Source organism: Vibrio sp. HS-50-1, assembly GCF_024747315.1.
Taxonomy (GTDB): Bacteria; Pseudomonadota; Gammaproteobacteria; order Enterobacterales; family Vibrionaceae; genus Vibrio; species Vibrio diabolicus.
This window is the reverse complement of the sequence record NZ_JAMPZF010000001.1, coordinates 203,486-218,743: the sequence shown is the minus strand read 5'-3', so window position 1 is coordinate 218,743 and position 15,258 is coordinate 203,486. Positions and strand designations below refer to the sequence as shown.

10 protein-coding genes are annotated in these 15,258 nt (G+C 44.2%); 5 read left to right on the top strand and 5 right to left on the bottom strand.

Going from position 1 to position 15,258, the window contains the following annotated elements; genetic code table 11:
• Positions 1–406: 406 nt before the first annotated feature.
• The gene (fadR, locus tag NDJ01_RS00945; protein ID WP_005396954.1) at positions 407–1,246 is read left to right on the top strand and encodes a fatty acid metabolism transcriptional regulator FadR; all 840 of its coding nucleotides are present in this window, start codon (positions 407–409) and stop codon (positions 1,244–1,246) included.
• Between the two features lie 118 nt (positions 1,247–1,364).
• Here the strand turns inward: fadR and NDJ01_RS00940 are convergent, their stop codons facing one another.
• Together NDJ01_RS00940 and metG are read right to left on the bottom strand one after the other, a co-directional pair.
• Positions 1,365–2,174 (bottom strand): hypothetical protein, encoded by an 810-nt coding sequence (locus NDJ01_RS00940; protein ID WP_258586097.1) that lies wholly within the window; start codon positions 2,172–2,174, stop codon positions 1,365–1,367.
• Between the two features lie 206 nt (positions 2,175–2,380).
• Positions 2,381–4,456, bottom strand: a complete 2,076-nt coding sequence (gene metG / locus NDJ01_RS00935) for a methionine--tRNA ligase (protein ID WP_065646637.1) — start codon at positions 4,454–4,456, stop codon at positions 2,381–2,383.
• 162 nt (positions 4,457–4,618) lie between these two features.
• On the opposite strand from metG, the gene apbC reads away from it, so the two are divergent.
• From apbC to NDJ01_RS00920, 3 genes are all read left to right on the top strand, one after another.
• Positions 4,619–5,695, top strand: a complete 1,077-nt coding sequence (gene apbC, locus NDJ01_RS00930) for an iron-sulfur cluster carrier protein ApbC (protein WP_258586096.1) — start codon at positions 4,619–4,621, stop codon at positions 5,693–5,695.
• A 180-nt stretch (positions 5,696–5,875) separates the two neighbouring features.
• Positions 5,876–6,517, top strand: a complete 642-nt coding sequence (gene udk / locus NDJ01_RS00925) for a uridine kinase (RefSeq protein ID WP_005396962.1) — start codon at positions 5,876–5,878, stop codon at positions 6,515–6,517.
• Positions 6,518–6,705: 188 nt separating this feature from the next.
• The gene (locus NDJ01_RS00920) at positions 6,706–8,793 is read left to right on the top strand and encodes an AsmA family protein (protein WP_258586095.1); all 2,088 of its coding nucleotides are present in this window, start codon (positions 6,706–6,708) and stop codon (positions 8,791–8,793) included.
• Between the two features lie 62 nt (positions 8,794–8,855).
• On the opposite strand, the gene cobO is transcribed toward NDJ01_RS00920, so the two are convergent.
• Positions 8,856–9,461: a cob(I)yrinic acid a,c-diamide adenosyltransferase gene (gene cobO / locus NDJ01_RS00915; protein ID WP_005396966.1), complete on the bottom strand. Its 606-nt coding sequence runs from the start codon at positions 9,459–9,461 to the stop codon at positions 8,856–8,858.
• A gap of 117 nt (positions 9,462–9,578) precedes the next feature.
• Between cobO and NDJ01_RS00910 the strand changes: the two genes are divergently transcribed.
• Complete coding sequence (locus NDJ01_RS00910) at positions 9,579–10,028, top strand: low molecular weight protein-tyrosine-phosphatase (RefSeq protein WP_258586094.1); 450 nt, start codon at positions 9,579–9,581, stop codon at positions 10,026–10,028.
• Between the two features lie 60 nt (positions 10,029–10,088).
• Here NDJ01_RS00910 and NDJ01_RS00905 read toward each other — a convergent pair whose 3' ends face one another.
• The gene (locus tag NDJ01_RS00905) at positions 10,089–11,648 is read right to left on the bottom strand and encodes a SulP family inorganic anion transporter (protein WP_005396973.1); all 1,560 of its coding nucleotides are present in this window, start codon (positions 11,646–11,648) and stop codon (positions 10,089–10,091) included.
• A gap of 332 nt (positions 11,649–11,980) precedes the next feature.
• Positions 11,981–15,055 carry a ribonuclease E gene (gene rne, locus NDJ01_RS00900; protein WP_258586093.1) on the bottom strand — a complete coding sequence of 1,025 codons (3,075 nt, stop codon included), beginning with the start codon at positions 15,053–15,055 and terminating at the stop codon, positions 11,981–11,983.
• Positions 15,056–15,258 lie beyond the last annotated feature (203 nt).

Here is a 15,258-nt window from a genome sequence, read left to right as displayed (position 1 = left end):
AAATGACTTTTTAAATGTAATAACGCGATCAAAACGGCGTTACTATATCATGAAAGGCTCAAAAAAATCCTCTTGGATTTTAAATGACGGTCAGTGACGAGAAAAGGCAAATTAAGAAAGAATATTAACTGTGATATACAAAGTAATTTTTCATATTTTGAATATAAAATTGTGACGCAGTAGTCTTTATTTCTCCGCAATTTGTGAGCTGTTTAATTAAACGAAAAATCAGATTTTACCGCTTTCACTCGCACGTCAGACCATCCTAAATTGACATAACATATAGAGTATTAACTCTATATTGTAGAATCGTTTCAATTATTGATCGTAAATTTTCTCAAACCGTTAAGTAGTGGTATGATGAGTAGTATCGACCCTCAGAAATCAATATTGGATAAAAAGTAGAATGGTCATAAAGGCGAAAAGCCCTGCGGGATTCGCAGAAAAATATATTATCGAGAGCATTTGGAACGGCCGTTTTCCTCCTGGCTCTATTTTACCTGCTGAACGCGAGCTGTCTGAGCTAATTGGTGTTACTCGAACGACTTTACGAGAGGTTCTTCAACGACTAGCCCGTGATGGTTGGTTAACAATCCAACACGGTAAACCAACGAAGGTAAACCAATTTATGGAGACCTCTGGTCTGCATATTTTGGATACGTTGATGACGTTGGACGTAGATAACGCAACAAACATTGTAGAAGATTTGCTTGCAGCACGTACCAACATCAGCCCTATCTTTATGCGTTATGCATTTAAAGCAAATAAAGAGAACTCTGAGCGCACGATCAAGAATGTAATTGAATCTTGTGAAGCTTTAATGAATGCTGCTTCTTGGGACGATTTCATCGCTTCTTCACCTTATGCTGAGAAAGTCTTACAGAACGTGAAAGAAGACAACGAGAAAGATGAAGCGAAGCGTCAAGAAATCTTGATTGCTAAAACGTTCAACTTTTACGACTACATGTTGTTCCAACGCCTAGCATTCCATTCAGGGAATCAGATTTACGGTTTGATTTTTAATGGCTTGAAGAAGCTCTATGATCGCGTTGGTAGCTATTACTTCTCAAACCCAGCCTCTCGTGAGCTAGCGCTGAAGTTTTACCATCAGTTGCTAGAAACTTGTGAAAGTGGTCAGCGTGAACAACTGCCAGTTGTGATTCGTCACTATGGTATGGAAAGCGCGCTAATTTGGAACGAGATGAAAAAGCAATTACCAACGAACTTCACAGAAGATGACAGCTAAGCGCTGAGAAGTTAGATGAATGAAAAACCGCAGAACCTAAGGTCTGCGGTTTTTTTGTTTTTACCATAGATACCAGTTACGTTCCTGTTGTGACAATTGGCACGGCACTGTATAGAGCTTATCTTGCTACAGAGAGTTTGGGCAACGGTAGATACAATGCTTCAACGATGTCTGAAAGGACGTGGTCGTAAGTATTGAAGATGGTCAACGATAAGTCTGATGTGACTCCATAAAGCTCTGCTTCTGTTAAATCGACATGACTTCCTGTCACATAGTTATTTAATGTCTGTATTGAGCGTGTGGAAGCAGGAGAAACGATACTAAGCGGAGCGATAACTGCTAATTGATTTAGCTTACGTGTCATAACCGATGCGTAATTTTTGAAACGCTCATTCCCCCCTTGCCCTCCCAAGTCTTGAATGCTAATTCTCAATTGAGTCAGGGTTTCTAAGCTATCCATGATGTTTTGCCAGTTCATGTGGTACTCATTATGTAGATCATCTCGTTGTTCTACCGCTAACCAAGCAATCGTGACTTCATCCATCAAGAACAAGCAATGACGAATTAACTTACCATGCTCCATCTGGTTCCTTGCAACACTGTGATCGTTCCATTGTTCAAGCAGTTTTCCTACTTTGATCTGCAGCACGCGATACATGGGTTTATTTTCAAAGCGTGAGGTTTCGACCAAAAGATGCAGTTTGTTGGTGAGATCGTTATGAAGGACTTCTAATTCTTGTTCGTTATTTTGTTGAAATTGAAGTGAGTAGTGTGTCGCAGCTCGATGGCGTCTCAGCAGATGAACAACATCTCGCAATAATGTTAACAGCTGATATTTACGCGCGTGTTGCTGCTCTCGTTTAGAAGATAAGTGATATATTCCGACTAAAATAGCGATGGACAATAGTGTGGAAATCAAAACAAACATAACCCACTCCTTGTTAGTGTTTGGACCTAACAAGGAAGGTTTGCAGTTTTGATGCCAAACAAAAATTAAATTAAAACAATTAGTTATATTAAATGTTCTTTTGGGACGGTCGTTATTGGTGCATGGATTCACCAAAGTTGTGAATATGATCAAAAAATCCCTGCCAAATTGGCAGGGATTTTATAGTGTTATATTTGGAATGCGACTTACATTACGCGCATGCCAGGCTGAGCGCCTTCGTGCGGTTCAAGAATCCATAGGTCGCTACCACCAGGGCCAGCGGCTAGGATCATGCCTTCTGACATACCAAACTTCATCTTACGAGGTTTTAGGTTTGCTACCATTACCGTTAGTTTGCCTTCTAGCTCTTCAGGTTTGTACGCTGACTTGATGCCAGAGAACACTTGACGAGTTTCACCACCGATGTCCAGTTGGAACTTAAGCAGTTTGTTTGCTTTTGGCACTTCTTCACAAGAGATGATACGAGCGATACGCATATCTACTGCTGCAAAAGCGTCGAACTCAATCTCTTCAGCGATTGGCTCTTTGTCTAGCTCAGTTTGGCTAGCCTTGTTCTTTTCCGCTTCTGCTTTCTCTTTCGCCGCCATTTCTGCCGCCGCATCTTCTTTAGACGCTTCGATCATCGCTTCAACATTCTTCGGATCGATACGGTTGAACAGTGCTTTGAACTTAGTGATCTCGTGGCCTGTTAGTGGAGCAGCGATGTTTTCCCAAGTTAGCTCTTGGTTTAGGAACGCTTCAGTACGCGCAGCTAGCGATGGCATTACTGGTTTCAGGTAAGTCATCAGTACGCGGAACAGGTTGATACCGACAGAACAGATGTCTTGTAGTTCCTGATCTTTGCCTTCTTCTTTTGCTACAACCCACGGTGCTTTTTCATCAACGTATTGGTTAGCTTTGTCTGCCAATGCCGTGATTTCACGGATTGCACGACCAAACTCACGCGTTTCGTAAAGCTCAGCGATACGGTCAGCAGCAGCAACAAATTCGTTGTAAAGTTCAGGCTCTGCAAAGTTGTCAGACAGTTTGCCTTCAAAACGTTTCGCGATGAAACCTGCGTTACGAGATGCCAGGTTAACGATCTTGTTAACAACGTCAGCGTTTACGCGCTGAGTGAAGTCTTCAAGGTTAAGATCTAGATCGTCGATACGGCTGTTTAGCTTCGCAGCGTAGTAGTAACGTAGACACTCAGGGTCTAGGTGCTCTAGGTAAGTGCTTGCTTTTACGAAAGTACCTTTAGACTTCGACATTTTCGCGCCGTTTACCGTTACGTAGCCATGTACGAATACGTTGTTTGGTTTACGGAAGCCGGAACCTTCTAGCATTGCTGGCCAGAATAGGCTGTGGAAGTAAACGATGTCTTTACCGATGAAGTGGTACAGTTCTGCTGAGCTGTCTTTCTTCCAGTACTCGTCGAAATCTAGGTCGTCGCGCTTGTCACATAGGTTTTTGAAAGAGCCCATGTAGCCGATAGGTGCGTCTAGCCATACGTAGAAGAATTTGTTCTTCTCTCCTGGGATTTCGAAGCCAAAGTATGGCGCATCACGTGAGATATCCCATTGCTGCAAACCAGATTCGAACCATTCTTGCATTTTGTTCGCTGTTTCAGCTTGTAGCGAGCCAGAGCGAGTCCACTCTTTTAGCATGCTTTCAAACTGAGGTAGGTCGAAGAAGAAGTGCTCAGAATCTTTCATTACTGGCGTCGCACCAGAAACCGCAGATTTAGGATTGATCAGTTCTGTTGGGCTGTAAGTCTCACCACAGTTGTCACAGTTGTCACCGTACTGGTCTTCTGACTTACATTTTGGACACGTACCTTTTACGAAACGGTCCGGTAGGAACATCTCTTTTTCTGGGTCGAACAGCTGAGAGATAGTGCGGCTAGAGATAAAGCCGTTTTTCTTCAGCTCAAGATAAATGTGTGACGCTAGCTCACGGTTCTCATCTGAGTGTGTGCTGTGGTAGTTATCAAAGCTGATATCAAAGCCAGCAAAGTCTTTCTGGTGCTCTTCGCTAACTGCGGCAATCATTTCTTCAGGAGTAATACCCATCTGTTGCGCTTTAAGCATGATTGGCGTGCCGTGAGCATCGTCAGCACAGATGAAGTTTACAGTGTTGCCGCGTAGGCGTTGGTAACGAACCCAAATGTCCGCTTGGATATGCTCAAGCATATGACCAAGGTGGATCGAACCGTTAGCGTACGGAAGGGCACAAGTTACCAGCATTTTCCTTGACGGAAAGTTTCTTGGATCGTTTGCCATACTTAATATTCGCTTTTCTTGATAGGTATAAATAAATTTTGATGGATAATACTACCCCATGAACTCACTAACTCCAAGGTGTCAAACTGCGGAATGCCTTAGTTTTTTTGGGGTTCTGGTTGAGGCAGGACGGTGTTAGCATGACATCTAAAAGGAGGACTTATGCATCAGTTCACTTCAAAACAAGATTTTTGTCACTGGTTTAACCAATTCCAGCATCCACAGTTGGTGGAAAATTGGGCAGATATTCATGGCGCAATTTCGATTACGGCACAAGGTTCTGTTGAGATAACGTTACCATTCGCAAGTAATGAGCTTCAAACCATATTGCATGACTGGATTAAACAGCAACAAACCGCAGATAAAGTGCCTGAATTCCCATTCAATATTCGCCTTGGAGTTAAAGCATTAGAAACTCAAGTGGCCAATCCGGTTAAAGGTGTTAAGAACATCATTGCCGTTAGTTCTGCGAAAGGTGGGGTCGGTAAATCAACGACTGCGGTTAACTTAGCGTTGGCGATTGCTCAATCTGGGGCGAAAGTGGGATTGTTGGATGCGGATATCTATGGCCCGTCTGTACCTATGATGTTGGGGCAAGAAGATGCAAAACCAGAAGTTCGTGATGGCAAGTGGATGGAGCCCATTTTCGCTCACGGCATCTATACTCACTCTATCGGCTATTTAGTGGACAAATCAGAAGCGGCAATATGGCGCGGTCCAATGGCTTCAAAAGCGTTGTCGCAGTTATTAACGGAAACAGACTGGCCCGATTTAGATTATTTGGTGATTGATATGCCGCCAGGTACGGGTGATATACAGTTGACGTTGTCACAACAGATTCCGGTGACAGGTAGTGTGTTAGTCACGACACCGCAAGACTTGGCGCTTGCCGATGCAAGAAAGGGAGCGGCAATGTTTAACAAAGTCCATGTCCCGGTTATCGGTGTTGTGGAAAACATGAGTTATCACATTTGTAGTCAATGTGGCGCGAAAGAGCATATTTTTGGCATGGGTGGTGCAGAAAAAATGTCGCAAGAGTTTGGCTTAGCACTGCTAGGACAAATTCCGCTTCATATCTCTATGCGAGAAGATATTGACGCTGGCGTGCCAACGGTAGCAAGGCGTCCAGAAAGTGAGCATGCAGGGTATTATAAGCAGCTTGCCGATCGCGTATGTAGCACGATGTTTTGGCAAGGCAAGGCAAAACCAGATGTGATTAGCTTTACAATGGTGAACTAAGTTTACTATGCCTGTTGGTTGATAATTGCACATTTTAACGTTTGCTCGGAGGTTAATCCTCTGAGCAGGCAGAAACTTATGACTAAACCCTAATTCCAGCTAGTAACTATGGGGTGAACTCCCTATAATCAGGCAGTTTATCTTTTTATGTGACTAGAAATCATCATCGGGTGCAAACTAATGTCTGATAATAATCAATGCGTCATCGTAGGTATTGCTGGCGCTTCTGCTTCTGGAAAAAGTCTGATCGCGAGCACTATTTATAATGAGCTTCGCGCGAAAGTAGGCGATCATCAAATCGGTGTCATCACGGAAGATTGCTACTACAACGACCAAAGCCACCTAAGCATGGAAGAGCGAGTAAAGACGAACTACGATCACCCGAGTGCGTTGGACCACGACCTACTGTGTGAGCACCTTGAAAAATTGGTACGTGGTGAAGCAGTAGAAGTACCTGAGTACAGCTACACTGAACACACAAGAACAAGTAACACGACTACAATGACGCCTAAAAAGGTGATCATTCTAGAAGGTATCCTTCTTCTTACTGACCCTCGTCTTCGTGATTTGATGCACGCGACAGTATTTATGGATACACCGTTAGATATTTGCTTGCTTCGTCGTGTTAAGCGTGACGTGGAAGAACGAGGCCGAACTATGGAATCTGTTCTCAAGCAGTATCAACAAACAGTACGTCCGATGTTCATGCAGTTTATCGAACCTTCTAAGCAATATGCGGACATTATTGTTCCTCGCGGTGGTAAAAACCGTATCGCAATCGATGTATTAAAAGCTCACATTGCAAGACTTTTGAAAGCTTAAGCCTTTAGACGGCTATATCGCTTTATTTTTAAGAGAAGAAGTGGCACCTTAAGTGCCACTTCTTTTTTTGTTTTTAAATTAGTCAGTTGCAGGTTAAAACCAGACATTTTTCACGCTTTTGTGGAACTGTCAGCGGTAAATGGAGTCTGCGCTTATAATTGTAAAAACACTCGAGCAAGGAAAAACAAATGAAGAAACTGCTCTTAATTCTAGCAATACCGATTGTGGTCATTTTAGTCGCAATTTTAGCGTTAACCATCTTCGTCAATCCTAACCAGTTTAAGCCCCTTATTGTTGAGCAAGCGCAAAAGCAAACCGGTTTAGAACTAGTGATTGAAGGAGATATCAGTTGGCAATTTTTCCCATCGATCGGCTTTGAGTTGGGACATACAGAATTGCGAAACCCACAAGGCTTTAGTAAACCCAATTTATTCAAAGTTGATACCGTTGGTGTAGATATCTCTGTCATGCCACTTTTTAGTCAACAGCTTGAAATTGGAAACGTCACGCTTGATGGGGCTGAGTTCTATATCGAAACCAAGAAAGATGGCAGCAAGAATATTGATGCATTGACGAAAGCCCAAACACAACAAGCAGAGCAAGCGAGCGATACTGCGCCTACGCAAAATGGTGAAACGCAGCCTTCTGGCTCTGATTGGAGCATTAATCTTGCTGGTGTTACGGTTTCTAATGGCTCATTAGAAATGCAGGATAAGCAAGCCGGTAGTTATACCAAACTTTATGATATCTCATTAAACCTTTCCGAATTCGCTTTTGACAACTGGACAACGGCTGATTTTGGCGTGAAGGGCGAAATGAATGACCAAAAGTTCACAGCGAAAGGTCAGGCCGACTTTAAGCTAGAAAAAGGTTTGGCAAACTACGCGCTAAAGAACATCAACTTTGATGCGACATACTCTGACCCTGCCAATAAGATTGAATCGGCAACGATCGGTTTAGATACTTTTGAATTCGATAAAGTAAATAACCTGACTTATGCAATGAAAGGCGACGCTGGTGGTATGAAGTTAGATATGCAGGGTGCTGGTCAACTTAGCGTGGACAAGGCTATCAGCAAAGTGCAGTTGGATAAGTTAACTCTTAAATCGACTTTTGAGGGTGATGCATTACCTCAGTCACCGATGAAAGTCGACATGGTGTCTGATCTGTCTTTCGACCTGACGAAAAACCACCTGAGTTTTGTCCTAGAGAAGTTAACAGCGAATGCTATTGCCTTAGATGGTAAAGCAGATGTGACACTTGGTGATATTCCTAAAGTACGATTTGCTCTCCATAGCCCAAATATCGATCTTGATGAATTCTTAGGATTAGATCAGCAAGATTCCGAAGGTAATAAGCCTGCTTCTGGTGGCGAGAGTGCTCCAGCTGGGTCTGAGGTTGAGCCTGATTTGTCTGCGTTGAAAACGTTAGATGTAAAGGGTGACATTACCATCGACAAATTCAAAGCGGCAAATGCGAAGATGGAAGCGGTAAAAACGAGCTTCACTGTAAATCGTGGCGTATTTGAGCTTACTTCATTTAGTTCGAAGCTGTACCAAGGCACAATCTCAGCGACAGCGAAGTTAGATGCACGCCAATCACCAGCGACTTACAGTGTGAAAAAGTCAATCAAAGGCGTGAAAGTTCAACCGTTACTTATTGATGTCGCTGATAACGACAAGCTTGAAGGGACGGGTAACATTGATGTGAATGTTACCGGTAAGAGTCTAACGCCTACCGGTATCAAGAAGAATCTTTCTGGTACGGTTGTTATCAATTTTGCTGACGGTGCGGTAAATGGCATCAACGTTGCTCAGTTGATTCGTGAAAACTACGCAAAATTTAAAGGGCAAAAAGTCGAAGGCACCAATGAAGTTAAGAAAACAGACTTTAGTGCGATGACGGCGACATTGAAACTCAACAAAGGTGTAGTATCAACGGATAATATGCAAGCTCAGTCTCCATTGTTACGTGTTCGTGGTAAAGGTACCGCAAACTACATCAATGAAACAGTCGACTTTACTATCAGCACGTCAGTTGTAGGCAGCCTAGAAGGCCAAGGCGGCAAAGATATAGATGAGCTGAAAGATATCACGATTCCAATCAATGTGTCTGGTAAGTGGGCGGATCCTAAATTCAAGCTCGTATTTGATGATGTTCTGAAGCAGAAAGCTCAGAAAGAAATTGACCGTGGTGTAGAGAAGCTAACGGACAAGATCAAAGACGAAAAAACCAAAGAAGCAGTCGATGGTTTGATAAAGAATCTATTCAATTAGATTCGAGCCAAAGCAAAAAGGGTTGGCATTAGCCAACCCTTTTTTAATTCTGCTGGTGAGCTTTACCAGTCGACACCTTTCAGCGCTTTGACGCCTGACTCAAATGCATGCTTTACATTCTTCACTTCAGAAACGGTATCAGCCATTTCAATCAGAGTGCGATGAGCGCCACGACCAGTAATGACAACCGACTGCATTTTAGGGCGGTTGTTCAGCGCTTCAACGACCTCGTCTAAATCAATGTAGCCGTAGCTCACCATGTACGTCAGCTCGTCAAAAAGAACCACATCGATAGATTCATCTTTGAGCATGCGCTTACATTCTTGCCATACGCCTTGCGCTGCTTCGGTATCAGCGGCTTTGTTTTGAGTTTCCCATGTAAAGCCGGTCGCCATTACTTGGAACTCAACGCCGAGTTTCTCAAGTAGGTTGCGCTCACCATTATCCCAAGTACCTTTAATAAACTGCGCGACAGCACAATTCAAACCATGACCCACTGCGCGTGCTATCGTACCGAACCCTGATGTCGATTTACCTTTACCATTTCCGGTAATGATCAGTAGCAGACCTTTTTCCTCTTGAGCAGCAGCAATTTTTGCGTCTACCTGTTCTTTGACTTTTTGTTGGCGAGCCTTATGGCGTGCTTCTTTATTTTCTTCGATAGACATAATACTTCCTCAATTCCTTTTCGTGCTGTGCCCAAGCTAATTTGGGTTCATTGATTTATCTCGCTATGATAGACCAACATATCGTGAAGAAAAACCACCGATAATTCAGGGAATAAAATGAAGAAAATACTTGTTGTTTGTATGGGAAACATTTGTCGGTCACCAACCGGAGAAGCAGTGTTAAGAGCGAAAGCTCAAGAGTTGGGTATTGCCGTGGAGGTTGATTCGGCAGGTACGATTGGCTACCACGCAGGAAACCCACCGGATTCAAGGGCAATGGCCGCAGGAAAGCAGCGAGGTTACTCTTTTAAAGGAATGCGTGCGCGTCAAGTTACCATGGATGACTTTGAAAAGTTTGACCTGATATTAGCCGCAGATAAAGCAAATTTAGCCGATTTATTGGATATTTGTCCGTTGAAGTATCGACACAAAGTATCGTTATTTTTAAGTCATTCTGGGTCAGATTATGATGAAGTCCCTGATCCATATTATGGTGGAAAAGATGGCTTTGAACTGGTGCTTGATTTAATCGAAGAGGCATCAGAGGAGATTTTGAAGAAGCTATAATCGCCGGGCTTGAAGACAATAGGAAAAGGGATGAGCTGAGCCCATCCCTTTTTATTTGTATTAACCCGCTAAAATGTCGGTTGCCACTTTGTAGCTTGGGTCTTCCTTCACATTTATTTCAACCAAGCTGCCCGCTTTATCTAAAAGCTTGCGGCAATCTGGACTTAGGTGGCGAAGGTGTAGTGTTTTACCTTGAGAGTTGTAACGCTCTGCTAGTGTTTCAATCGCTTCAATTGCGGAGTGATCCGTCACGCGAGAGTCTGCAAAATCGACAATCACATCTTTTGGATCTTCAGGCGCGTTAAACAACTCCAAGAAGTTAGCGGCAGAACCAAAGAAAATAGGACCGTGAATCTTGTACTCTTTTGAACCTTCCTCGTTTAAGCACGTGTCGGCATAGATATGCTTAGCGTGTTGCCATGCAAACATTAATGCAGAAACAATAACACCAACCGCTACGGCAACGGCTAGGTCAGTAAGAACAGTAACAACGGTCACAAGAACAATAACGAAGAAGTCTTGCTTCGGTACGCGACGCGCTAGTTTAAATGTTGCCCATTCGAATGTACCAATTACAACCATGAACATCACACCAACCAGAGCAGCGAGTGGGATCATTTCAATTAACGAAGAAGCGAATAAGATAAACATCAATAGAGCGATAGCAGCAACGATACCAGATAGACGACCGCGACCACCTGAGTTTACGTTGATCATCGACTGACCAATCATTGCACAACCACCCATAGCACCAAACACAGAACACGTCATGTTTGCCATACCTTGACCTATACATTCGCGGTTAGATTGACCACGAGTGTTCGTCATCTCATCTAAAACTGTCAGCGTTAGCAGAGATTCAATTAGACCAATGGCCGCTAGAATGATCGCGTATGGAAGAATGATTTGTAGAGTTTCTAGCGTAAATGGCACCGCCGGAATAGAGAAGGTCGGCAGTGAACCTGCGAGTGTTGCCGCTTCATCACCAGACATTGTACGCAAGAAGTCAACAACAGTGCGAGTTTCCAGATCCAAACCAACCACTAAAGCAGTCACCGTTACGATTGCAACAAGTGAAGAGGGTACAGCCGTTGTGATTTTTGGTAGAAAGTGAATGATTGCCATAGTTAGCGCAACCAAACCAAGCATTAGCAGCATTTGGTCTTGTGGTAGCCAAGTAAGCATGCCGTTGATATCTGGCGCTTTAAACTGACCCAGCTGAGCTAGGAAGATAACAATAGCCAGACCGTTCACAAAACCAATCATCACAGGGTGAGGCACGATACGGATGAACTTACCCAATTTAAACATACCAGCGGCAATTTGAAGAATACCAGCGAGCATGATGGCTGCGAATAGGTACTGGACACCGTGAGTCGCGACAAGCGAAACCATTACGACTGCCATGGCACCTGTTGCACCAGAGATCATGCCGGGACGACCACCGAAAATGGAAGTAATAAGACCAACGATGAATGCAGCGTAAAGACCGACCATCGGATCTACGCCTGCGACGAACGCAAATGCGACAGCTTCAGGAACCAATGCTAGCGCAACGGTTAAGCCTGATAGCACATCATTTTTTACGGAGTGCTTAGAAAATTGGGGAAATTCGAACATGTTTGTTTTTAAGTTCTCTTTGCAATGAGTTAAACCCGACACATATTCGTATTTGCACAAGCCACTGAGTGGTTGATTTCTAATCAAACATTGCAGTGTAAACCGTAGTATTAAAAGAGCAGCATCAGAATGGTGTCGAAAACTTGAGTCGGCGCATGCTACCGAAAAGTGTGATTAAGTTCAAGAATGATACGAATAATGGCGTACAAATGTGATCACGAATTGGTATTTATATGAACAATTTATTGGGAAAATATGAAGATAAAAAAGGCTACCAGATGGTAGCCTTTCATTTATTTATGCCGTTAAGCAGTTGAACGTAATGATTTAGCCTAGTTAAAGTTAGGCTTTGTCATCTCTGCCGATGCGCGGTTTTTTGCCACTTGGCTACCCGCACCTTTAGCTTGGTAACGTTCGGTTTTGAACGGCGCTGCTGCAACCGTGATTTCGCGTAGCTCTTGAGGGCCAGGTGCTTTCGTCATCGGTGCGCTAGCGTTTAGCTTAGCCGCAACTTTAATGGCTTCGACTTTAGGCTCTGGTTTAGCTACTGGCGCTTCGGCTGCAATCTCTTTTGCTGCTTCAACCACAGGCTCTTCAGCTGGTGCCGTTTCTACAATGGCATCAACCGGTTCAGCATGTTCAGTTGCAGGAGTTTCAACGATAGGCTCTACAGAGGCTGTTTCTACTACTGCCGATTCAGTTTTTTCTGCGATTACTGCTTCCACAACAGGTGCTTCTACTGCTGGAGATTCAACTTTCGCTTCAACTGTTTCTTGAACCTTTGATTCAACAACTGGTGCTTCTGTTACAACAGGTTGCTCGCGGCGAATAATCACTTTACCCATAGCCATTTCTGGGCAAGCAAAACCACCTTGCATTGTAGGTATTGCTTCTTCCTTAACTTGCTCTTCTTTCTTAGGTGCTGGTTTCGGAATGTAGCGCGGCATTACTTTACCCATAGCCATCTCAGGAGAAGCTACACCACCTTTACGCAGGCGGAACGGGTTAGGACGGCGATCGCGACCACGGCGACGGCGCTGACCGCTTGCACGCAGGTGACGTGGCGAACGACGGTTACGACGTTGCTTAGACTCTGCTTGCTTGTTGTCTTGCTGTGCTTCTACCGCTGCTTCTGTTGGCTTCTCAACTTTGGTTTCAACCGTTTCTTGAGTCTTAACCGCCGTTTCTTCTGCTTTCTTCTCAACCGCTTCTTGGTCTTTAACGCGTACAGACTTGTTCAGTTTGCGACGTTGGCGACGCTCCTTCACTTTTTCTGCTTTCGCGTTTTGTTGCTTTGGTTTGCTCTCTTCTGGTTTTGTTTCAGTTCGAGCTTCCGCCGCTAGCTGCAGGCCTTTTTCCGCTACTTTTGCATTTGCTTTTTGCTCTTGGGCTTTGTCTGCTTGTTGAGCTTTAGGCTTACGCTTTTGGTTGCGGTTTTGCTGTTTATTGGTTTGTTGTTGAGCTTCGTTTTGCTCATTCGCTTGCTCATCACGAGGCTTACGACGACGTCGGTTATCACGGTTATCACGATTGTCGCGGTTCTCACGATTATCGCGTTGGTTGTTATTGCGACGACGATCATTGCGATCACGTTTGTTACGTCGATTATCGCGATTTGGCTTTTTCTCTTCCTGAGGTTTCGGTTCTTCTTTTACTTCTTCAGAACCGCCGAATAGGAAACTACCAAGTGCTTTAAACAAACGGCTGAACAGTCCAGGTTTTTCTTCTTGTTCAACTTTCTGTTCTTTCTTCTTCGCCTCAGGGGCAGGTTTAGCTGCTGGTGCAGGTGCCGTTTGAGAAGGAGCCGCAAAGCCTTTAAGAACAGGTTCTTCGATTCGTTTAGGTTTTACGTCAACTTCCGCTGGCTCTTTACCTTCCGCTTCTTTCATTGCTTCCAGTTTTTTAGGAAGTAGGTAAGAAATCAGATCGAACTCTTCACCTTCACGAACACGGATAACTTCGAAGTGCGGCGTTTCCATGTCAGAGTTTGGAACAACCGTAATCTTCACTTCTTGAATGCGTTCGATATGGTTAACTGAACGACGTTTTTCGTTCAACAAGTAAGAAGCGATTGGCACAGGTACAACTGCGAGAACTTGCGCTGTATTGTCTTTCAGTGCTTCCTCTTCGATTAAACGAAGTACAGAAAGTGCTAGAGATTCGTTGTCGCGAACGACTCCAGTACCGCTACAGCGAGGACAGATGTGGTGGCTTGCTTCTGCTAGAGAAGGGCTTAAACGTTGACGTGACATCTCCAATAAACCAAAGCGAGAAATACGACCGATTTGTACACGAGCGCGATCAAGACGAACGGCTTCACGTAGACGGTTTTCTACTTCTCGTTGGTGGCGAACAGGTGTCATATCGATAAAGTCGATAACCACTAAGCCACCCAAGTCACGTAGACGTAACTGGCGAGCAATTTCGTCGGCTGCTTCTAGGTTCGTGTTTAGAGCTGTTTCTTCAATATCGCCGCCCTTGGTTGCACGAGCAGAGTTGATATCGATAGACGTTAGTGCTTCGGTTGGGTCAATAACAATAGAACCACCAGATGGCAGACGCACTTCACGTTGGAAAGCTGATTCAATTTGGCTTTCGATTTGGTAGTGGCTGAATAGTGGAACTTCGCCTTCATATTTCTTAACGCGGTTAAGGAAATCAGGGCGCACCAATTGAATGTGCTCTTTTGCACGTTCGTAGATGGTGTTGCTGTCAATTAAGATTTCGCCAATATCACGACGCAAATAGTCACGGATTGCACGAACGATAACGTTACTTTCTTGGTGGATTAAGAATGGAGCAGGGTTCGAGTCCGCTGCACCTTTGATTGCACCCCAGTGGTTAAGTAGTACATTCAAATCCCACTCAAGTTCTTCAGCACTCTTGCCAACGCCAGCAGTACGTACGATTAGGCCCATGCCCTGAGGCAGTTCCAAAGTACTTAATGCGGCTTTTAGTTGAGTACGCTCGTCACCTTCGATTCGGCGAGAAATACCGCCTGCGCGAGGGTTGTTAGGCATCAGAACAAGGTAACTACCAGCAAGAGAAATGAAAGTAGTAAGAGCTGCGCCCTTGCTTCCACGTTCTTCTTTTTCCACTTGAACGATAACTTCTTGGCCTTCCGTTAGCACTTCTTTGATGCTTGGACGACCTTGGTAGGTGTAACCTTCAGGGAAATATTCGCGGGCAATTTCTTTGAGAGGGAGGAAACCGTGACGCTCGGCGCCGTAATCAACAAATGCGGCTTCTAAGCTTGGTTCGATACGTGTGATACGTCCTTTGTAGATATTCGCTTTTTTAGATTCATGACCTGGACTCTCGATATCAAGATCGAAAAGTCGCTGGCCATCAACCAGAGCGACACGCAACTCTTCTTTTTGAGTTGCGTTAATTAACATTCTTTTCATTGAAAATTCTCGTTGTCTTTTCTTTTATATCTTTCTTGTCGACTTGCCACTGTTTTTTCGCTCTTTCACGGTGCCTGATCCCATGGCTTGTATTTTGCAGCCTCCCGGCTGGAAGGGGATGCTCTCGGGCACTTCAGTCATCACAAGCCTCTTGTGGTTTCTGTTGGAAACGTAGACTTGTGACCCGCTATTTGGGCGGTAGG